Here is a 20002-nt window from a genome sequence, read left to right as displayed (position 1 = left end):
GCCCGCACAATGCGCGCAGCCGTACTGCACGAGATCGGCCAGGACAAGCTGGAGGTCCTCGACGACGTCGAGGCGGTGGGGTTCGGGCCCGGCAGGGTCAGGATCCGGGTGCGCGCCACGGGGCTGTGCCACTCGGACCTGTCCGCCATGAGCGGCGTGCTCCCGCAGCCCGGCCCCTTCGTACCCGGCCACGAGGGGGCGGGAGAGATCCTCGAAGTCGGCGAGGGCGTCGGCCGGCTGAAGGCCGGCGACCGGGTCGTCGTGTGCTGGCTGCCCGCCTGCGGCGCCTGCCCCGCCTGCAAGCGCGGCCAGAGTCAGCTGTGCCTGGCCGGGTTCATGAACGCCGGCACCCCCAACTTCAAGCGCCCCGGCGGGGACCTCTTCGGCTTCGCCGGCACCGGCACCTTCACCGAGGAGGTCGTCGTCGACGCCGGCTGCGCGGTGCCGATACCCGACGACGTGCCCTTCGACATCGCCGCCCTCATCGGCTGCGGGGTGACCACCGGCCTCGGCGCCGCGCTCAACACGGCCGACGTGGAAGCCGGTTCGTCGGTCGCCGTCATCGGCTGCGGGGGCGTCGGCATCTCCGCGATCCAGGGGGCCCGGCTGAAGGGCGCCGCCGAGATCGTCGCCGTCGACCCGGTGGCCTCGCGCCGCGAGTCGGCACTGAGGTTCGGCGCGTCGCGGGCCGTCTCCCCGGAGGAACTGCCCGACGCCAAGCAGCAGGTGACCGGCGGCGAGGGCTTCGACTACGTCTTCGAGGTCGTCGGCAGGTCCGCCACCGCCCGCACCGCCTACGAGAACACCCGGCGCGGCGGCACCCTCGTCATCGTCGGCGCGGGAGCCATGGACGACTTCCTCCAGCTCAGCATGTTCGAGCTGTTCTTCGACGAGAAGCGGATCCTGCCGTCCATGTACGGCGGCGGCGACGTGCTGACCTCCTACGAACGCACCATCGCCCTGTGGCGTGCGGGCCGGATCGACCTGGCGGGCCTGATCACCCACCGGGTGCCGCTCGCCGACATCAACGAGGCGCTGGACCAGATGCGCACCGGGACGTCCCTGCGTACCTGCATAGAGATCTGAGGACTCCGCCGATGTCACTGCCACTTCAGGGGCTGTCCGCCGTCGTCACGGGCGCCGGCCGCGGGATCGGCCGGGCCGAGGCGCTGGAACTCGCCCGGCTCGGCGCCGCCGTCGTCGTCAACGACTACGGGCAGCCCGGCCGAGGGGGGTCCCCCCTGCTCGAGGGGAGCCGAGAGCTTGGGGGAGGCACGGGCGAGGCGGCGGCGGGGCCCGCCGAGGAGGTCGCCGCCGAGATCCGGGCGGCGGGCGGGAGCGCCCTCGCGCAGTGCGGCGACGTCTCCGACTTCGCGCAGGCCCGGGCGCTCGTCGAGTCGGCCGTCACCGCGTACGGCAAGCTGGACATCCTCGTCAACAACGCGGGCATCCTGCGCGACCGCATGGTCTTCTCGATGACCGAGGAGGAGTGGGACTCCGTCGTCCGCGTGCACCTCAAGGGCCATTTCAACACCACCCGGTTCGCCGCCGCGCATTGGCGGGAGCGGTCCAAGCGGGCCGGGGAGCCGGTGTTCGGGCGGATCGTGAACACCTCCTCGGAGGCGTTCCTCGCGGGCTCCGCCGGACAGCCCAACTACGCGGCGGCCAAGGGCGGGATCGTCGGCCTCACCACCTCCACCGCCCTCGCCCTCGCCCGGTACGGCGTCACGGCCAACGCCATCTGCCCCCGTGCCCGCACCCGGATGACCGAGGACGTCTTCGCGGGCATCGAGCAGCCGTCCGGCGCCGCTCTCGACCCGCTCGCCCCCGAGCACGTCGCCCCGCTCGTCGGCTATCTGGCCTCGCCCGCCGCCGCCCACGTCAACGGGCAGCTCCTCGTGGTGCACGGCGGGATGGTCGCCGTCGTCGAACGGCCGCGGGTCGCCGCCAGGTTCGACAGCAAGCAGGACACCTTCACCTACGACGAACTGGAGGCGGTCCTCGGCCCGTACTACGCGGACCGGCCGGCGGGGGAGACGTTCGCCGCGGCGGAGGTGCTGGGTCTGAAGCGCGGGTGAAAGCGGCCGCAAGCGGGTGCCGGGCGGTGACGGGCGGCGACAGACACGGAACGGCCCTGCCCGCTTGTGGCGGGAAGGGCCGTTCTCGGTGTGGTGACCGGCGTGCCGTCAGGCCGCGGTCACGGCCTGCTCGGTCTTCGCCACCGGCTTGCGGTGACGTCCGCGCGGAGCCGTCTCGCCGTCCTGCGTGGAGACCTCACCACGGTGCCGGCCGGGGCCGGAGGAGGGCTGCTGGACGTCGGCATTGCTCGGGTGGCTCGTGCTGGCGTCGCTCATCGGATGGAATTCACCCCGTCAACATGATCTTTTTTACAGCCGGGTGAGTCTAACCGGCACCCCTGACCTCGGATCCAGGCGGCCACGCCAACCGGCACTAGTTCGTTACAAGGCGTCCCAACGGCGCTTCCTGAAGGGGCACAGGACGTGCGGCCGAGGGCGTCGGAGGCTGGGCGGCCGGGGCCGGCGGGCAGGGCTCGCCCGGCGCTGTGAGCCGTCCCGGGTGTCCAGGAGGCGGGGCCGCCTGCTGCGGTTGCGAGGGCGGCTGTTGCGACGGCGGCTGTTGCGCCTGCGGCCCCGGCACGGCCCCGGGCTCCGGCTCGGCGGCGGGGGGCGGGCTCACCTGCGCCACCCCGCACGGCACGGCCTCCGTCGCGTACGGCAGCCGCAGCACCCCCTCCGCTGTCCACAGGCCCGTACCCGTCAACCACCCCTCGGGCGCCCGGAGATGGTGCACCCGCCGCTCGGCGGGACGCCAGACAGCGACCCAGCTGCCCGTCGGCCCGTCCACCCGCAACGCCACCGCGCAGCTCTCGGGCGTCAGCACCTGCCCCGGCTGGATGGCGAACGGTGTGACGGAGCAGTCCCGCACCCGCAGGCACTCCGGGAAGCGCACCGGGAGCGTGCTGCCGAGGACACCCCAGCCCAGCCGGTCCTGCCCCGGCGAGGGCGCGTCCGAGCGGACGATCAGCAGCCCGCTGTCGTGGTCGGCGAGCAGCACCCGGTCGTCGCTGTCGGCGGCGATCTGCAGCAGCGGCGACACCTCACCGCCGCACTCCAGGTCCACCACGACGGCCTTGGTGCGGCCCTCGGTCTCCCGGTCCAGTGCCAGCATCCGTCCCGACCGGTCCAGCCATACCCCGCCCGAGCAGCGGCCGGGCAGCTCCGCCAGCCGCTCGGGCCCGAAGGCACCGCCCGCCACCAGCCACACCGACGTCGTGCGCGGCCCCACGGCGAGGGCGTAGGCCCGTTCGCCGTCCGGGGCGGGTGGCAGCAGCCGCAGCCGGCCGGACCGGTCCGGACAGCCGACCGCACCCAGGGGCAGCTCGCCGGTGCCCGGGCCGGTCGGGTACAGCAGAGAGAAGGCGTGCCGCCCGCCCACCACCCGGTGGATGAGCACCCGCCCGTCGGCCATCGGCTGCACCTCGGTGCCGGGCTCCTCCGGTTGGTTGCGCGGCAGGGGCACCGCGTACGGCTCAGGGCCGTCCAGGGTCCAGCGCTCCGGATACCAGGAGCCGCCTGCCGACGCGAGACGCGCGCCGTAGGCGCCGTCCGCGGTGAATGTGCAGCCGGCCGGCGCGGACCCGTCCCCGCGGCCGTCTCCGCGGCCGTCCCAGCCGCCGTACTCGTCACCGTTCTCGAATCCCGCCGAAGGCTCGACAGCACAGACCGTCATCGATCGGTCACCTCCAGTGACGAAGGTAGTTCGCCTGCAGGAGTGTGGAATTCCGCGGCAGCGGGCTTCACACATAAGGGTGTTCCAGGAACGATTCGCCTGAGGAAAAGGGGGCGATTGTGCTGAGCGGGGCGATGGGTGCCGGGAGCGGGCGGTGGCGGTGCAACGCCACAGATCAGGCGGGTAGCCTTGCTCCCGTGCCCCGTCTGTCTGAAGTCATCGCCGCGCTGGAGACCCTGTGGCCCGCCGAGCGGGCCGAGTCCTGGGACGCGGTCGGCACCGTCGCGGGCGACCCGGACCAGGAGGTCACGCGGGTCCTGTTCGCCGTCGACCCGGTCCAGGAGATCGTCGACGAGGCGGTGAAGCTGGGCGCCGACCTGCTCGTCACCCACCACCCGCTCTATCTGCGCGGCACGACGACGGTCGCGGCGACGCACTTCAAGGGCCGTGTCGTCCACACCCTCATCAAGAACGACATCGCGCTGCACGTCGCCCACACAAACGCCGACACCGCCGACCCGGGTGTCTCCGACGCCCTCGCGGGCGCCCTGGACCTGCGGGTCACCGGGCCGCTCGTGCCCGATGCCGGCGACCCCGAGGGCCGCCGGGGCCTCGGCCGGCTCTGCGCGCTGGACCACCCGGTGACCGTCCGCGAACTCGCCGCCCGCGCCGCCGAACGGCTGCCCGCCACCGCGCAGGGCATCCGCGTCGCCGGCGACCCCGAGGCGCTCGTGCGCACGGTCGCCGTCAGCGGCGGCTCCGGCGACAGCCTCTTCGACCACGTCCGCGCCGCCGGGGCCGACGCCTTCCTCACCGCGGACCTGCGCCACCACCCCGTCTCCGAGGCCCGCGCCCACACCCCCCTCGCGCTGCTCGACGCGGCGCACTGGGCCACCGAGTGGCCCTGGTGCGAGCTGGCCGCGAGCCAGCTCGACGAGATCTCCGACCGGCACGGATGGGACCTGCGCGTCCACGTCTCGAAGACGGTCACCGACCCCTGGACCGCGCACGCGGCCTCGTCCCCTTCTGATCCCCTTGGAGCCCCGAACTGAACGCCGCGCCCGCCGACCAGATCCGTCTCCTCGACGTCCAGGACCTCGACGTCCGCCTCCAGCAGCTCGCGCACAAGCGCAAGTCGCTGCCCGAGCACGCCGAGATCGAGTCGCTGACCAAGGACCACACCCAGCTGCGCGACCTGCTCGTGGCCGCGCAGACCGAGGAGAGCGACACCGCCCGCGAGCAGACCAAGGCCGAGCAGGACGTGGACCAGGTGCGCCAGCGCGCCACCCGCGACCAGCAGCGCCTCGACTCGGGCGCCGTCACCTCCCCCAAGGACTTGGAGAACCTCCAGCGCGAGATCGCCTCCCTCGCCAAGCGGCAGGGCGATCTGGAGGACGTGGTGCTGGAGGTCATGGAGCGCCGCGAGTCCGCGCAGGAGCGGGTCGCCGAGCTGACCGAGCGCGTCTCCTCCGTCCAGTCGAAGATCGACGACGCGACCGCGCGCCGCGACGCCGCCTTCGAGCAGATCGACGGCGAGGTCGCCACGATCACCAAGGAGCGCGAGGTCGTCGCCGGCTCGATTCCGGCCGATCTGCTGGGGCTCTACGACAAGCTGCGCGGCCAGCAGGGCGGCGTCGGCGCGGCGAAGCTGTACGCGCGCAGCTGCCAGGGCTGCCGGCAGGAGCTCGCCATCACCGAGCTGGCCGAGATCCGCAAGGCGGCTCCCGACACGGTGGTCCGCTGCGAGAACTGCCGCCGCATCCTGGTGCGCACGTCCGAGTCCGGCCTCTAGGCTTTCAGGGAGCCCTTCCAGTGCGGGAGTTCATCGTCGAGGCCGACGGCGGGTCACGGGGCAACCCGGGGCCGGCCGGCTACGGGGCCGTGGTCAGCGACGCGGCTACGGGGGAGACCCTGCGCGAGACCGCCGAGTACCTCGGCGTCGCCACGAACAACGTCGCCGAGTACCGCGGCCTCCTCGCCGGCCTGCGCGCCGCCCACGCGCTGGACCCGGACGCGACGGTCCACGTCCGGATGGACTCCAAGCTCGTCATCGAGCAGATGTCCGGCCGCTGGAAGATCAAGCACCCCGACATGAAGCCCCTGGCCGCGCAGGCCGCCCGGGTCTTCCCGCCGGGTCGGGTCACGTACGAGTGGATGCCGAGGGCCGAGAACAAGCACGCCGACCGGCTGGCCAACGAGGCGATGGACGCGGGGGCCAGGGGCGAGCGGTGGTCGGAGGCGGAGTCGACAGCGGAACTGGACACGGCGGCCGGGGCTGCGGCTGGGGGCGCTGGGGGCGCTGGGGGCGCCGGGGGTGCTGAGGGTGTTGTCCCGCCGGAGCCGCCCGGTGACGCGGCGGCGGGTGCGGCGCGAGTGCGCGGAGCCCTGGCGGAAGGCCGCGCGGCGGCCGCGGAGACCGCGGCGGCCGGCTCGGGCCCGGATGCCGCGCGGGCCTCGACGGAATCCGGCCGGGGCGTCCCGGCCGCGGCGGCTTCCGGCTCGGCGGCGGATGACGCCGATGCGCGTGCCGCGCGGGCCGTCGAGGGTGCGCGTGCCGTGCAGGACGACGCCGATGTCGACACCCGCGCCGCGGCGGCGGGCTCGGGCCCGGAGGCAGCGCAGGCCGACGCCGATGGCGACACCCGCGCGGCGAAGGCCGACGCCGATGCCCGTGCATCCGTCGGTGCCGCGAAGGCCGACACCGATGCCCAGACCGCCAAGGTCGGGGCCGACACCCGCGCTGCCCAGGCCGCAAAGGGCAGCGGGGACACCCGTGCCGCTCAAGCCGCGCAGGGGGACGCCGGCACCCGTGCCGCTCAAGCCGCGAAGGCCGGCGCCGACACCCGTGCCGCCAAGGCCGTCGCCGCCCCCGGCTGGGCCCCCGCCGACATGGGCGCACCCGCCACCTTCGTGCTGCTGAGGCACGGCGAGACGCCGTTGACCCCTCAGAAGCGGTTCTCCGGGAGCGGTGGCACCGACCCCTCCCTGTCCGACGTGGGACGGGACCAGGCCGAGCGGGCCGCCGCGATGCTGGCCAGGCGGGGCACGATCCAGGCCGTCGTGTCGTCGCCGCTGGCCCGTACGCGGGAGACCGCCGGGATCGTCGCCGCCCGGCTCGGACTCGACGTGGCCATCGACGACGGACTGCGCGAGACCGACTTCGGCGCCTGGGAGGGACTCACCTTCGCCGAGGTGCGCGAGCGCCACCCCGACGACCTGAACGCCTGGCTGGCCTCACCGGACGCCGAACCCACCGGAGGCGGCGAGAGCTTCGCGGCGACGGCCGTCCGGCTCGCCGCCACCCGCGACAAGCTGGTCGCCACCCACGCGGGCCGCACGGTCCTGCTCGTCACGCACGTGACCCCGATCAAGACGCTCGTCCGGCTCGCCCTGGGCGCCCCGCCCGAGTCCCTGTTCCGGATGGAACTGTCGGCCGCGTCCCTGTCGGTGGTCGCCTACTACGCGGACGGCAACGCCAGCGTCCGCCTCCTCAACGACACGTCCCACCTGCGCTGAGCGCCGACGCCTCCCGGGCCAGCGCCTCGACACGGCCCCAGTCGCGCGAAGCGACGGCATCCCGCGGCAGCATCCAGCTCCCGCCCACGCACCCGACGTTGGGCAGGGCCAGATAGTCCGGAGCCGTGTCCGGGCCAATCCCGCCCGTCGGGCAGAACCGCGCCTGCGGCAACGGCCCCGACAGCGACTTCAGGTACGCCGTTCCGCCCGCGGCCTGCGCCGGGAAGAACTTCATCTCGCGCACCCCGCGCTCCAGCAGCGCCACCACCTCGGACGCGGTCGACACCCCCGGCAGGAACGGCACCCCCGACGCCCGCATCGCCTCCAGCAGCCCGTCCGTCCAGCCGGGACTGACCAGGAACCGTGAGCCCGCCGCCACCGCCTGTCCGACCTGCTCGGGCCGGATCACCGTCCCGGCCCCGACCACCGCCCCCGGCACCTCCCGGGCGATCTCCCGGATCGCCTCCAGGGCCGCGGGCGTCCGCAACGTCACCTCGATCGCGGGCAGCCCGCCCGCGACCAGCGCCCGCGCGAGCGGTACGGCATCGCCCACGTCCTCGATGACGACGACGGGAACGACGGGCGCGAGGTCCAGCACGGAGGCGGGCAGGGCAGGGGAGACCATGGCGTCATCCTGCCGTCGGCATGCACAGTGCGCAAAGGTCGTTGCGCCTCATGCAACGACGTCAGTGCACTTCATCCACCAGCACATCCAGCGACCAGGCCTGCCCCTGCTTCGCGGGCGCCTGTGCCTCCACCACGTACCCGAGATCCCGGAGCGCCTCCACCAGCTCGGCGGGACCCTTCGGGTCGGTCCCGGAGGTCAGCAGGCTGCGCACGATCCGCCCCTTGGTCGCCTTGTTGAAGTGGCTGACCACCTTCCGGGTCGGCGCGTGCAGCACCCGCACGGACGCCGTCCGCCCGGCGACCTCCCCCTTCGGCTTCCACGCGGCGGCGTACGCGGCGGACCGCAGATCCAGCACCAGCCCGCCCCCGGCCACCTCGGGCAGCACCGTCGCCATCGGCGTACGCCAGTGCGCGCCCAGCGCCCCGAGCCCCGGCAGCTTCACACCCATCGAGCACCGGTAGGACGGAATCCGGTCCGTCACCCGCACGGCACCCCACAGCCCGGAGAACACGAGCAGCGACCGCGCGGCCCGCCGCTTGGCGGCCGTGTCCAGCGACGCCAGGCCGAGGGCGTCGTAGAGCACGCCGGTGTAGATCTCCCCGGCCGGCCGCGCCCCCGCCGTGCGCAGCTCCGCGTTCTTCGCGACCTCGCCCCGCAGCCCCTCGCTCAGCCCCAGCACCTCGCGTGCCTTGTCCTCGTCGCCGGCGCACAGCTCGGCCAGCTCGGTGAGCACGGCCTCCCGGGCGGCGGTCAGCCCCGGCAGCGACAGCGACTCCGGCTTCAGCGGGGCACCGCGGCCGGAGGAGGCCTTGCCTTCGGACGGCGGCAGCAGGACAAGCACGGGGGTACTCCTTCGATCGAACTCCGCCGACAGCGTACGGGGGCCCGGGGGAAGCTCAGCAGCGTGCCCGGCCGGGGGCGCGCACGAGCCCGTCGGCGGGCTCAGCAGCGTGCCCGGCCGAGGGCGCGCACGAGCCCGTGGGCGTCGTCGGCGTGGAAGCGGACGACCCGCACTTCCCGGCGCCGCCCGAAGAAGCCGACATGCGTGACGGGTTCGGTCAGTTCGAGCGTGACGCTGGTCTGCGAGCCCACCTCCACATCCAGCTCCTCGTCGGCCGGCTCGTGCGTCATCCGCAGCTCACGCCGTACGGAGCCGATCCGCTCCAGCGGCACCAGCAGGTCGACATGGACGTACCGCCGTATCCGCAGGGTTCCGCCGGCCGCATCCAGCACATGCGGACGGACGACGGACGAGGCGTGCAGCCCGACGACGAACACGATCGTGTACACGTCCAGGAAGAGGAACGCCGCGTGCACGGCGGGCCAGTCCCGCAGCAGCACGGACAACGCGACCGTCTCGACGAAGCACACGAAAGCGAACCCGGCCATCACCGCGCCCTGCCCCCGCGCATACCCGAAGGCCACCCCGCTGCCCGCCCCGTGCGTACGCCGCGCCACCCACAGGGCGAGACTCGCCAGCAACCGCACCTCGTGCCGGACCAGCAGCCACCCGACCCTCATCGCCGCTCCTCGGTGAGGATCCGCAGCGCACGGCGGACAGCCTCCGCCTGGGCCGGTGCGAGGTCGTCGTAGAACGCGCGCAGGAAGCTGTCGTCCTGGTCGGCCTCCCCACCCTCCGGCAACAGCCCCGGCGGTATGCAGTCAGCGAGCGCCCGGGCCGCCTCGGTGACGCGCGGATCGTCCGGCCCGGCACCGGCGAGCGCGTCGAGCAGCGCATAGGCCTCACCGGCCCGCGCCACGGCCTCCGGACTCCCCAGCGCCTCGCCCACCGACGACACCAGCCGCTCCCGTTCCCCGTCCGGCACGGCGGTCTCCTGGAACGCGATGATCTCGCGGTCCTTGACGGCCATGGGCGAGTCCGACAGGTGCGCGGTGCCGGCGAACAGCGCGGCCAGCTCCGGTGACACCGGACCCTCCGCCGGCAACCCGCCCTCCACCTCCAGCAGGACCCGCAACCGCGCCCGCCGCTCCCGCAGGGCCTCTTCCTGCCGCGCCAGATCCTCGTCCAGCTCGGTCAGCACCTCGACGAGGTCCTTGCCGGCCTCGTCCGCGAGCACGTCCCGCACCTCCGCGAGCCCCAGCCCCAGCTCCGTCAGCCGCCGGATCCGCGCCAGCACCACGGCATGCCGCAACCCGTACTCCCGATACCCGTTGTCCCGCCGCTCGGGCTCGGGCAGCAGCCCCAGATGGTGGTAGTGCCGCACGGCCCGCGTGGTGACGCCGACGACGCCGGCGAGTTCTCCGATCCGCATGCCACCAGTGAAGACGTTGACGCTGCGGCAGGGTCAAGCACGCCGTCCGGCCTTCTGACGACGACCATGATCGTGTGCCACGATCGAGGGAGCGGTTCCCGATCTCACGGCGGGTGGTTCGGCGATGTCCCAGTCTGGCGGGCGACAGAAGGAGGGGCGTGACATGACTGCCATGGCCCACGAGCCGCTCTCGCAGGAAGACGTCCTGCTGGAGGGCTTCCTCGCCCTGGACACGCCGGAGGGCTTCCGGGCCGAGCTGATCGAGGGGGAGATCGTTGTGACGCCGCCGCCGGACGGGGATCACGAGAAGTACATCAGCAGGATCGTGAGGCAAGTGATCAGGCGCTCCCGGACCGACATGGACTTCTCGGGAAACAAGGGGCTGAAGATGAGGAGCGGGGGCTCCTGCCCCAAGAACCACTTGGTTCCGGACGTCACCTTCCGGCCCCATCGAGCGGGACTTGTTCGGCGGGGTCGGCTCTTGGATGTCATGCGAAGGCGTCGCCATGGTGATGGAGGTGACCTCCACCAAGCCGCAGGCCGACCGCGAGGCCAAACGCCGTTGCTATGCCCGCGCGGGCATCCCGCTCTGCCTGCTCGTCGACCGGGACACGGCACAAGTCACGGTGTTCAGCGAGCCGAAGGACGACGACTACCGGGAGCACTGCGCCCGCCCCTTCGGCAAGCCCATCGCTCTTCCGGAACCGTTCGCCTTCGACCTGGACACGGCCGACCTCCTCTGATCCCCTGAGGGCGGGGGTGCGACATGGGGATACGAGAACAGGTCAGCTGGACCAGGGCACGTCTGGGCCGCGCCGGGCCGCCCCTCGACCTCCTCACCGCCCACTTCGACAGCCACGTCTACGCGCCCCACGCCCACGACGAGTTCACCATCGGCGTCACCGTCGGCGGCTCGGAGGTCATCGCGTACCGGGGCGGGCACATCCACTCCTACCCCGGCTCGATCGTCGTCCTGGAGCCCGGCGAGATGCACACCGGAGGCCCGGCCGCCTGCGACGGCTACGCCTACCAGGCCCTCTACGCCGAACCGGCCCTCCTCACCGACGGCACCCTCGGCGGCCTCCCGCACTTCCGCGACCCCGTCCTCCACGACCCGGAGCTGGCGGTGGCCCTGCGCGCCGCCCACACCGACATCAGCGCCTGCCCCGACCCGCTGGAGGCCGAGTCCCGGCTGCCCTGGCTGCTCACGGCCCTGGCCCGCCGCCACTCCACGGCCAGGGCGACCGACGACACCGTGCCCGGCGCCGGCCACATCGCCAGATCCGTACGCGACCGCCTGGCGGACGAACTGCTGGAACCTCCCTCCCTGGCCGCCCTCGCCACCGACCTCGGCCTGTCCCGCTACCAGCTCCTGCGCGCGTTCCGCACGACGATGGGCGTACCGCCGTACGCCTGGCTCGCCCAGCACCGGGTGGCCCGGGCCAGGGGCCTCCTGGAGGCCGGACTGCGCCCCGCCGAGGTCGCGGGCCTCGTCGGCTTCGCGGACCAGGCGCACCTCACCCGCTGGTTCCGCAGGGTGCTGGGGGTGACCCCGGCGGCGTACCGCAACAGCGTTCACGTCGCGCCGTACCGCAACAGCGTTCAAGACACCGTGGGGTGAGAAGCCCGAGACTCATCCCATGACTGCACGCGGCTGGTTCCTGTTCTCCCTGATGGGAGTCGTCTGGGGTGTCCCCTACCTGATGATCAAGGTGGCGGTGGACGAGCTGTCCCCGTCCATGGTGGTGTTCGCACGCTGCGCCCTCGGCGCCGCGCTCCTGCTCCCCTTCGCCCTCCGCCAGGGCGGCTTCGCCCGCACCGTCCGGACCCACTGGAAGCCGATGCTGGCCTTCGCCGTCATCGAGATCGTCGGCCCCTGGTGGACCCTGACCGACGCCGAGCGCCACCTGTCCAGCTCGACCGCCGGGCTCCTCATCGCGGGTGTGCCGATCGTCGCCCTGCTCCTGGCCCGCTTCTTCGGCGCAGCCGAGCGGGTGGGCGCCCGCCGCATCACGGGCCTGGCCCTGGGTCTCGCGGGTGTCACCGTCCTCACCCTGCCGCACCTCACCGGCGGCGACGCCCTGTCGATGGCCGAGGTGCTGGTGACGGTCGTCGGCTATGCCACGGCCCCGTTGATAGCGGCCCGGTACCTCAAGGACGTCCCGACGCTCCAGCTGATCACCCCGTGCCTGACGCTGGCCGCCGTGGTCTACGCCCCCGCGGCATTCCTCACCCGTCCCGCGACCATGCCGTCGGGCGAGGTCCTGGTATCCCTCGCCGGCCTGGGAGTGGTCTGCACCGCGATCGCGTTCGTGGCCTTCCTGGAGCTGATCAAGGAGGTCGGCCCGACCCGGGCCGGCGTGATCACGTACGTCAACCCGGCGGTGGCGGTCGCCGCGGGCGCGCTCTTCCTGGACGAGAAGCTGACGCTCGGCATCGGCGTGGCCTTCACCCTGATCCTGGCGGGCTCGGTCCTGGCCACGGCCGCGACGCCGAAGCGGGACGTCCGCCGGGTACGGGTACCATGGTCGACACGGCAGACGAGCCGGGCGGACGGCCGCGTGGAGTCCCCCTGACGGGGAGCTTCCCGAGGAACGTCCGGGCTCCACAGGGCAGGGTGGTGGCTAACGGCCACCCGGGGTGACCCGCGGGACAGTGCCACAGAAAGCAGACCGCCGGGGACCTCGGTCCTCGGTAAGGGTGAAACGGTGGTGTAAGAGACCACCAGTGCCCAGGGTGACCTGGGCAGCTAGGTAAACCCCACCCGGAGCAAGGTCAAGAGGAGCCGCCGTAAAAAGCGGCTCTGCGCGGACGATCGAGGGCTGCCCGCCCGAGTCCGCGGGTAGACCGCACGAGGCCGGCGGCAACGCCGGCCCTAGATGGATGGCCGTCGCCCCGGCTCCCGCGAGGGAACCGGGGAACAGAACCCGGCGTACAGCCCGACTCGTCTGCCGCTCTCTATTTCCGCAGGTCAGAGCCCATGTTCACTCGTTGAACAAACCGGCCGGGTCGAATCCGGGTCGAATCCGGGCCGTGCAGGTGGGTGACAACGTGGCGATGTACGCCGCGTATGTTGACTCTGTCCAACCTATAAGGGGATGAATGGGGCCTATTGGGCGCCTGCTCGGGTGTGAGGGCAGTTGACAGTCCGCAGACGGCGAGTCGAGAGGCCCCAGGCATACTCGAAAGTATCGTCCGGCGTGTCTCCGTATGCGTGTTGTGTATGGGCGTGCGGGGTTGGCGGTCCACCCCACCTGTGTTTATCGCGCTCGCCTTCCGTATTTCCACGAGCCAGGTCCTTGCCGGTCGCCTCCTGTGTGGCCGATGCCTATGTTTGGCACGCACTGGCGCTCCCGACTACTTCGGCGCCGTCAAGTTCGCGGTCGAGGTCAGAGCGGGCATCGACTTGGGCATCGGCCTTGAGCGAGGTGCCTGGGATCTCGCTGATGGCGCACGGGCCTGACGCGAAGAGACGCTGATAGGCGGCTTTCCTGGAGGGCGAAGCCGTTGGCGCGGTCGACGGCGTGCCTTGTCGCAGCCGATGTGCTGGACATGCCGGCCGGGGGTTATTCGCTTGGCTCCGCCTGTCCCCGGCGTCGATCCTGATAGCCGCTAGAACGAGATGCCGAGAGCCGAGCCCATGGTCGACGGTACATGCACGACAGGAGCACCGATGGACGCCGGAGACTACCTCGCGCAGCAGATCGAGGCCATGCGGCAGATGCTCGCCGACACCGAGCCTGCCTCCCTGCGGACCAGCTATCTGGCCGATCCGTCGGCCGGTAACCCGGTGCTCCAGGGATCGACCGCGACGGCTCTCGTACCTCGCTGGAACGAACGCTCCAGTGGATTGTGGGTCCCCGCATCCTTCCAGGAACCGGCGCCAATCGATCTGACCGCGGTCTACCTCACACCGGAAGAGATCTTCGGATTCCAGCTGCCTGCCGACTACACCCGGCGCCAACTGCAGCGCCTTCCCCTGGAGGGGGTTCTGCGCTTTTGCGCCCTGGCCCTCAACGCCTTGGCCGTTCCCGGCGCATCCGCCAGCGAGGTCGACCAGCAGTTCGCCGACCGGCTGTTTAAGGAGCCGATCCGCGGGCGGGTTCTCAACCTGCTCCGGGACGAGACCCGTCGACTCCTCGTTCCCCAGGCCTTCATGCTCCTGGCCCGTATGGCTATGGAAGCCTCGCCGGACACACTGTCGGAAGGCACATCCCAAGGCGACGTCCTGGGCGCCTTTTTCGCCCTCACGCAGATGATGGGAGTGTTCCCCGACTCCGGCCCGACCATCATCGGCGACCGGCCGGGCACGCTGGGCCGCGAGATCATCGCCAACCAGCACTTCAACCACAACTGGTCCGTCGCGGGATTCCTGGCCCGCTATGCGCGCCGCTGGCTGCAATTGCCGGCCGAGCACCAGGGTGAGCCGGGCATCGTCGACCTCGGTGAGGTCTACCGGGACTGCACGGGCATCCAGTTCGACTCCCTGGCGGCCGTCGCCGGCTACCTGTGGATGGTCACCACGTCCGGCCGTTTCGTCATCGAACCGGGCGAACTGGGCGGCCTAAACATACCTGCCGAGCAGGTCGAGGCTGTGCTGGCGCTAATCAGCACCGACCTGTCGGGCATGCGCGAGGCGGTGCGCAGTCAACAGCCCGATCAGCGCACCGAATGGGCTTTCGACCCCTTCCAGCAGTGGCCGGTCCTCCGCTTGCCCGAGGGCCGGCTGCTTGTCCTCGACCCCCGCCACCTGCTCAACCGCGCCTTCGGATGGCTGCCGATCTGGGACATCAAGTTTCCGCCGCCGGGGCACACCAGGCCCGTCGGCCACCGCAAGCTTGCGGCTCGGGCCGAGTCGACCCTGCGTCACCTCAGCGAGGTCTACGTCAGCGAGGTTCTGCACCGGATCGTGGGCGACGAGGGCACCACCCGCCGGGTCTACGACGACGCCGAACTCAAGGCCGCCTACACCGCCGAGGGCCAGCGCATCGCCGACGCCGCGATCGACTACCCCGGCACCTGGATCGTCATCGAGGTCACGACCTCCCAGCTGCGCCGCGAAGCCGCCACCGCCGTACCCGGCGAATCACAGATCGAGGACATCGACAAGCTCATCGAGGAACTCGACCAGATCGACGCGACCATCGCGGCACTACGCCGCGACGAGGCCGCGCTCACCGGCACGTCGGCTCCCGCTGAGCGCCGCTACCTGCCCCTGCTCGTGCTGCCTGAGGGCTTCCCCGTCAACCCGGTAACCCTCACCGTCATCCGTGAACGCGCCCGGGCGCGCGGGCTGTTGCAGGCGCCGGACACCGATCCGGTGGAGATCGTGGACATCGAAGAACTGGAAATGATCGAAGGCATCCAGGAGGAGTCCGGCCCCGGGATGCTGGACATCCTGCGCGGCAAGCAGTCCGGCGGGCTGCGCATCGCCGCCGTACGCGACCACATCTTCCACGTCATGCGACTGCATCCCCGCCGACCCGCCCGGCAGTCCGAACTGCTGGACGCGGCGCTGAAGTCGCTCGCCGACGCCCTGCCGCGCCCGCCGCATGGCGGCACTGTCACCGACCACAACCGCCCACGAGGCTGACCATCGCACACCTGACGGGACATCAACGCTACCCGTTAGACGGCAGGGCGTACGCGGTCTCACGCGAACCCGGGCCTCCGTCAGCCGATCTGCCCCTCGACGCCGTCCTTAGCGTGGGTGCCCTCGATGCCGGGATCGCAGTAGAATCTGGTCGGTGCCCCACCGAGGCCCTCGCCCCAGCGGGGGCGGGGGCCTCAGGCGTGCGCGGACCGTACCGCAGTCCAACAGGGCAGGTTCAGTGGCCACTTGCCCGCTGGTCTAGAGCCCTTGCACGCAGACACCCTGCTAACATGAAAGCACGTCACGTGTGATAAGACGTACCGCCTCCTCTTTAGCGCTGCGGCCCTGAAGAAGATGCTGATGGTCCTCGGAACCGTCGCGGTGCGAACGCTCGCAGGTGTCGCCGAAGCGCCGGGCACCGAGTGTCCCCGGAGCGGACAGCGAGTGTGTGGGCCCCGATGGCTCCGCTGCACGCGGACTTCCGGGATGCCCACGAGAGGTCTCTTCCGTGACCATCAATTCCATCGTTCTCGCCGGGAATTCGGCTGACGACCCAAGCGATGACCTCGAGGCCGAGCCGGTCGAAGCGCCGCTGCAGGTGGTCCCCGTGGCGACCACCACCACTGCGGTCGGCACACCGACACTGCGCGTAGTAGACCCTCGGTCGGCCGCCAAGGCCGCGACTGAGCTCGGCGCGCTCAAGGGCGTGGACCTGGATCCGGACACGCTCCGGCGGCTACTGATGTGCTGCGTGGAGCCCGACGGGTTCCGTGTCACGCGTCACCGGACCGGTACCGGGTGGCTCTCGATCATCGAGACCCGCCAATTCGTGACCCTGTTCACGCTGACCCCGAGCAACGACCGGCTTGGGGACCAGCTGATCTATGCCGCCGATCCGTCGTTCGACGCCAAGACCGTGAAAACGGACGGTCGCCGGATTGGCCACATCGCGGTCCCGATGCCGGAGTCGGACGGCATGTACGCGAAGTTGGTCTACACGGCCACCAAGGACACTCTTCTGGAGGCCACCGACCGCAACTGCCAGGCCGTGCGCAAGGACAACCCGCAGCACGACATCGGCCCCGACATCATCCACCGCTCACTGACCACGGTCTTCACGACCCTCCGCTACACCGGTCGGACCAACGAGCTGGAGCAGGTCAGCGTGGACGGCAACAGCCGGCTGGCCAGTGCCTACGCACAGATCAAGATCGACCCGCGCTGGCTGCCTCAGCGGCTGCGTAAGCAGTACGAGGATGACGAGCGCCCGATGCTGTTGCCCTCGATGTTGATGGACTGCGACCTCAACGAACGTCGCGATCTGACCCGCAAGATCATCAAGGCAAACGAGGACCGGCTCGCCCTTCCGGTGGGCAAGTCGCTCAAGGACCTTAAGGAGCGCAATCGGGCTGTCTGCGCGCTCAACGCCCTTACCGCGCCGGTCCAGGTGATCGTCGGATACGAGGACGACGACCCCGAGACCCATGGCGTGACCCGGTTCGCCTCGGCGGTGCGCTCGCTGCTGGTGCGGATGAACGTCGGGGTGAAGACCTTCGACACGGGCGCCCAGAACGCGGTCATGGCGGAAGAGATCGTGCTCGCCGCGCAGCAGAGTGGGCACTTCGACGAAGACCAGGTCGAACTGCTGATCGGCCGGGAAGATGTCTCCGAGGTCATGGAGGCGTACGGCCTCGACCCCGACCTGCGCGACCTGCGGGCCATGATGGTCATCAGCCTCTGTTCGGTGAACTCCGCCAAGCTCAACAAGCCCATGCGTGAGAAGTTCGGCAAGCGGAAGGTGATGCTCTCGCACCGCTCCGCCGTCGCAAGCGAGTTGGTCCTGCGCTCCTATGGCGCCGTCATGAGCTCCAACGACCTAGAACGCAGCCGCACTGCGCTCAACTCCGGCTGCATCTGGCAGTCGCTCGTCGACCACCCCTGGCGGCCGGCAATGATCAACGACGACGACTCCGTCGATTTGGTGCTGAAGCTCGCGCTCAAGGAACTGGCGCCGGTCGGAGACAAAGAAGTTGTTACCGGGGAGCCGGGCCGCTACGCCAGGCTGCTCGGAGTGCTCGGCATGGTGGCCCTGGTCATCGGTGGCGGGCTGACCAGCCCCAAGGGCTCCAGTGAGAAGGAAGTCAACGACCTCATCGACCGGTCCAGCGTCGCGAGTATCGTCGACAAGCTGACGAACTTCCCCTGGGGCCTGCGCATGCTGGCCGAGAACATCAAGCGAAACCGCGCCGGTACGTCGCTGCTCGGGATCCGGGTTCCCGACGGGACGACGGACATCGAGACCTTCGACGACGCGACGGCCTCGGTGACCGCGCGGGACGCCCGTCTGCGCCATGCGGTGCGCATCGCAGTACAGGGCAGCGCCGAGAAGACCGCAGCCTCCGCAGAGGAGAACGCCTTCAACGAGCTGTGCCGCAAGATCGTGCATGCCGACGAAGCATTCCAGAACTACCGGGCGATCCGTAGCCAGAATCCGTCTCCGGAGCTCATGCCCTTTCACCAGACCGACGGGCCGATCAAGAAGCTTGAGGTGATGGCCAAGGCCCTGAATCGAATGACGGCGGAGGACCACGAGCAGTGAGCACTTCGCCATGGGCCGGGGTTGTGCCTATGACCAGGAGTCGGTACCTGTACCTTGCCGATCTTGCCGGAGACAATCTCCTGGCCAGCCGCCCCGTCGCTCAGAACATTGATAGGCCGTACGACGGCGATGAGGAGAAGGCCGTGTACGTCGTGGTCAACCGCGACGGCCTCGCGTGTTACGCCGGTCAGACCCGTCCCGCCAAGTCGTGGACGGGGGCAGCGGGCATCCGGCTCAACCAGCACATGGTGGAGCCGTCCAAGCGTGACGAGTGGGACAGCTTCTGGGTGCTACCCCTGAAGTGGTCCACCAAGCCCACCATCGTCAACTGGTACGAAAGGACCGTCGCGGCACGCTTGATGCTGCCGCTTCGCCACCGCCGGAGCCGCAGCAGCTTCTGAGGCGCACTCGACTTCCGGTCGAGAGGTCCAGGTGCAAGTTCTGGCCGGCGCTCCACCGAGGTCCTCGCCCCCATCTGGGGCGGGGGCCTCTGTTGCGGCAACTTCACCGCCCGTCTCGCGACCGCCTCTAGACCTACCCGCCAGCCAATCTGGCAGGCCAGCATGCTTCCACCTCAACCGCTCCCAAGTCCGTTAGTCGAGGAACTCGTTGGGCTCGGCTTGCCATATCGGCCGCGTGCGGCAGCAGGACCCGGAAGACCGCTCTCTGTCCCGGCGCGGTCCTCAGTTCCACCCGTCAACGATGGGCGCTGACCAGGGACAGGCCGAGGCCGGCGCCGGTCGTGCCGGTGCGGGAGCGGCCGGCTCGGCAGCAGCGTTCGAAGACCCGGTCGGCCTGTTCCTGGGGCAGGCCGGGGCCCTGGTCGGCGACTTCGAGGACGGCGTGGCCGTCGGAGGTGCCGACTCCGATGCGGATCGGGGATCCGGTGGGGGCGCGGGCGATGGCGTTGCCGACCAGGTTGGAGACGACCTGGCGCAGGGCGGCCTCGTCGGCCAGGGCCGCGGCGGAGGCGGGGGTGTCGTCGTCGGGGCCGGTGAGGGTGACCGGGCGGGTGGGGGCCAGGGCGCGTACGTCGTGAAGGGCGTCGACGGCGAGCGTGCGCGGGTCGGTGGGGGCGAGCTGGAGGGGGATGCCCGTGGGGTCAGCTCCGGCCTGGGTCTCGTCGAGGCGGGCGAGCTTCAGCAAGTCCTTCACCCGGCGGGCCAGACGTTTGGCCTCGCGACATCGTCCTGCTGCCATCCCCGTTCTGCCCATCGGACGGCCGGGCATCAGCCGTTTCACCGAGGAGCTAGGCGCTGCGCTCGCGGGCAACGGACTGACTCTGGTCACGCATCTGGCGCGTGCGTAAGGAAGATCCCTGCCGGACGTGTGCGCCCACGTGGACGACTCTGCCGCGATCGGGTTCGGGCGCCCGTTTGACGAGGGCCGGTCGAAGCCCTCCACCGTGCGGGCGTCAGCGTCGTGGTCCCGCCCCCGGAGGCGGGAGACTCTCCGGCGACCGGATTCATCGGCCGCATCCAGAATGGCGGGGGCGCCGCTCTCACGTCCAGGACGTCTTCACCGCGATGGCCTGCAACGTCGCACGCGTCGCCGACTGGATCGACACTGCACCCAGAACACCACGCCGGGCTACGCACTTCCGCACTCTGTGCTCAACCATCAAGTGACCAGCCCAAGATCAC

Annotated in this window: 16 protein-coding genes, 1 other RNA gene and 2 pseudogenes; 12 read left to right on the top strand and 7 right to left on the bottom strand. The window is 71.0% G+C overall.

Going from position 1 to position 20002, the window contains the following annotated elements:
* The first annotated feature begins 9 nt into the window (after positions 1–9).
* The gene (locus FDO69_RS35315) at positions 10–1086 is read left to right on the top strand and encodes a Zn-dependent alcohol dehydrogenase (RefSeq protein ID WP_104786697.1); all 1077 of its coding nucleotides are present in this window, start codon (positions 10–12) and stop codon (positions 1084–1086) included.
* A gap of 11 nt (positions 1087–1097) precedes the next feature.
* The gene (locus FDO69_RS35310; protein WP_104786694.1) at positions 1098–2078 is read left to right on the top strand and encodes a 3-oxoacyl-ACP reductase; all 981 of its coding nucleotides are present in this window, start codon (positions 1098–1100) and stop codon (positions 2076–2078) included.
* 108 nt (positions 2079–2186) lie between these two features.
* Here the strand turns inward: FDO69_RS35310 and FDO69_RS41405 are convergent, their stop codons facing one another.
* On the bottom strand, positions 2187–2354 hold the full coding sequence (locus FDO69_RS41405) for a hypothetical protein (protein WP_167526744.1): 168 nt from the start codon (positions 2352–2354) through the stop codon (positions 2187–2189).
* Positions 2355–2451: 97 nt separating this feature from the next.
* On the bottom strand, positions 2452–3750 hold the full coding sequence (locus FDO69_RS35305; RefSeq protein ID WP_104786691.1) for a hypothetical protein: 1299 nt from the start codon (positions 3748–3750) through the stop codon (positions 2452–2454).
* A gap of 197 nt (positions 3751–3947) precedes the next feature.
* Between FDO69_RS35305 and FDO69_RS35300 the strand changes: the two genes are divergently transcribed.
* From FDO69_RS35300 to FDO69_RS35290, 3 genes are read left to right on the top strand one after another with little or no spacing between them, the layout of a single operon-like run.
* Positions 3948–4802: a Nif3-like dinuclear metal center hexameric protein gene (locus FDO69_RS35300; protein ID WP_104786688.1), complete on the top strand. Its 855-nt coding sequence runs from the start codon at positions 3948–3950 to the stop codon at positions 4800–4802.
* Complete coding sequence (locus FDO69_RS41660) at positions 4799–5542, top strand: zinc ribbon domain-containing protein (RefSeq protein WP_104786685.1); 744 nt, start codon at positions 4799–4801, stop codon at positions 5540–5542. Before FDO69_RS35300 ends, FDO69_RS41660 begins: the two co-directional genes overlap by 4 nt.
* Positions 5543–5562: 20 nt before the next feature.
* The gene (locus FDO69_RS35290) at positions 5563–7266 is read left to right on the top strand and encodes a bifunctional RNase H/acid phosphatase (RefSeq protein WP_104786682.1); all 1704 of its coding nucleotides are present in this window, start codon (positions 5563–5565) and stop codon (positions 7264–7266) included.
* On the opposite strand, the gene eda is transcribed toward FDO69_RS35290, so the two are convergent.
* The 4 genes from eda to FDO69_RS35270 form a co-directional block, all read right to left on the bottom strand.
* Positions 7241–7891: a bifunctional 4-hydroxy-2-oxoglutarate aldolase/2-dehydro-3-deoxy-phosphogluconate aldolase gene (gene eda, locus FDO69_RS35285; protein WP_104786679.1), complete on the bottom strand. Its 651-nt coding sequence runs from the start codon at positions 7889–7891 to the stop codon at positions 7241–7243. The two genes, FDO69_RS35290 and eda, sit on opposite strands and share 26 nt — an antisense overlap.
* 61 nt (positions 7892–7952) lie before the next feature.
* Positions 7953–8735 (bottom strand): peroxide stress protein YaaA, encoded by a 783-nt coding sequence (yaaA, locus tag FDO69_RS35280; protein WP_104786676.1) that lies wholly within the window; start codon positions 8733–8735, stop codon positions 7953–7955.
* Positions 8736–8836: 101 nt separating this feature from the next.
* The gene (locus FDO69_RS35275; RefSeq protein WP_104786673.1) at positions 8837–9415 is read right to left on the bottom strand and encodes a hypothetical protein; all 579 of its coding nucleotides are present in this window, start codon (positions 9413–9415) and stop codon (positions 8837–8839) included.
* Positions 9412–10167 carry a MerR family transcriptional regulator gene (locus FDO69_RS35270; protein WP_104786670.1) on the bottom strand — a complete coding sequence of 252 codons (756 nt, stop codon included), beginning with the start codon at positions 10165–10167 and terminating at the stop codon, positions 9412–9414. The genes FDO69_RS35275 and FDO69_RS35270 overlap by 4 nt, the downstream gene beginning before the upstream one ends.
* 163 nt (positions 10168–10330) lie before the next feature.
* Between FDO69_RS35270 and FDO69_RS35265 the strand changes: the two are divergent.
* From FDO69_RS35265 to FDO69_RS35235, 7 genes and pseudogenes are all read left to right on the top strand, one after another.
* A pseudogene (locus FDO69_RS35265) lies at positions 10331–10910 on the top strand (Uma2 family endonuclease).
* Positions 10911–10933: 23 nt separating this feature from the next.
* Complete coding sequence (locus FDO69_RS35260) at positions 10934–11788, top strand: AraC family transcriptional regulator (protein WP_104786668.1); 855 nt, start codon at positions 10934–10936, stop codon at positions 11786–11788.
* A 19-nt stretch (positions 11789–11807) separates the two neighbouring features.
* Positions 11808–12587 (top strand): annotated as a pseudogene (locus FDO69_RS43155) (DMT family transporter); the annotation flags it as partial.
* Positions 12588–12708: 121 nt separating this feature from the next.
* An RNA gene (gene rnpB / locus FDO69_RS35250) (RNase P RNA component class A) lies at positions 12709–13118 on the top strand.
* A gap of 722 nt (positions 13119–13840) precedes the next feature.
* Positions 13841–15760, top strand: coding sequence for a hypothetical protein (locus tag FDO69_RS35245; protein ID WP_104786665.1), 1920 nt, complete (start codon positions 13841–13843; stop codon positions 15758–15760).
* A 508-nt stretch (positions 15761–16268) separates the two neighbouring features.
* Positions 16269–18359 (top strand): hypothetical protein, encoded by a 2091-nt coding sequence (locus FDO69_RS35240; RefSeq protein WP_104786662.1) that lies wholly within the window; start codon positions 16269–16271, stop codon positions 18357–18359.
* 143 nt (positions 18360–18502) lie between these two features.
* On the top strand, positions 18503–18760 hold the full coding sequence (locus FDO69_RS35235; RefSeq protein WP_086799884.1) for a hypothetical protein: 258 nt from the start codon (positions 18503–18505) through the stop codon (positions 18758–18760).
* A gap of 295 nt (positions 18761–19055) precedes the next feature.
* Here FDO69_RS35235 and FDO69_RS35230 read toward each other — a convergent pair whose 3' ends face one another.
* Positions 19056–19559 (bottom strand): sensor histidine kinase, encoded by a 504-nt coding sequence (locus FDO69_RS35230; protein ID WP_324828290.1) that lies wholly within the window; start codon positions 19557–19559, stop codon positions 19056–19058.
* Positions 19560–20002 lie beyond the last annotated feature (443 nt).

It is taken from the genome of Streptomyces tibetensis (assembly GCF_007655005.1).
Classification (GTDB): Bacteria; Actinomycetota; Actinomycetes; order Streptomycetales; family Streptomycetaceae; genus Streptomyces; species Streptomyces tibetensis.
Note: the sequence above shows the minus strand (reverse complement) of the source record. Positions and strands in the feature narration are given on the sequence as shown.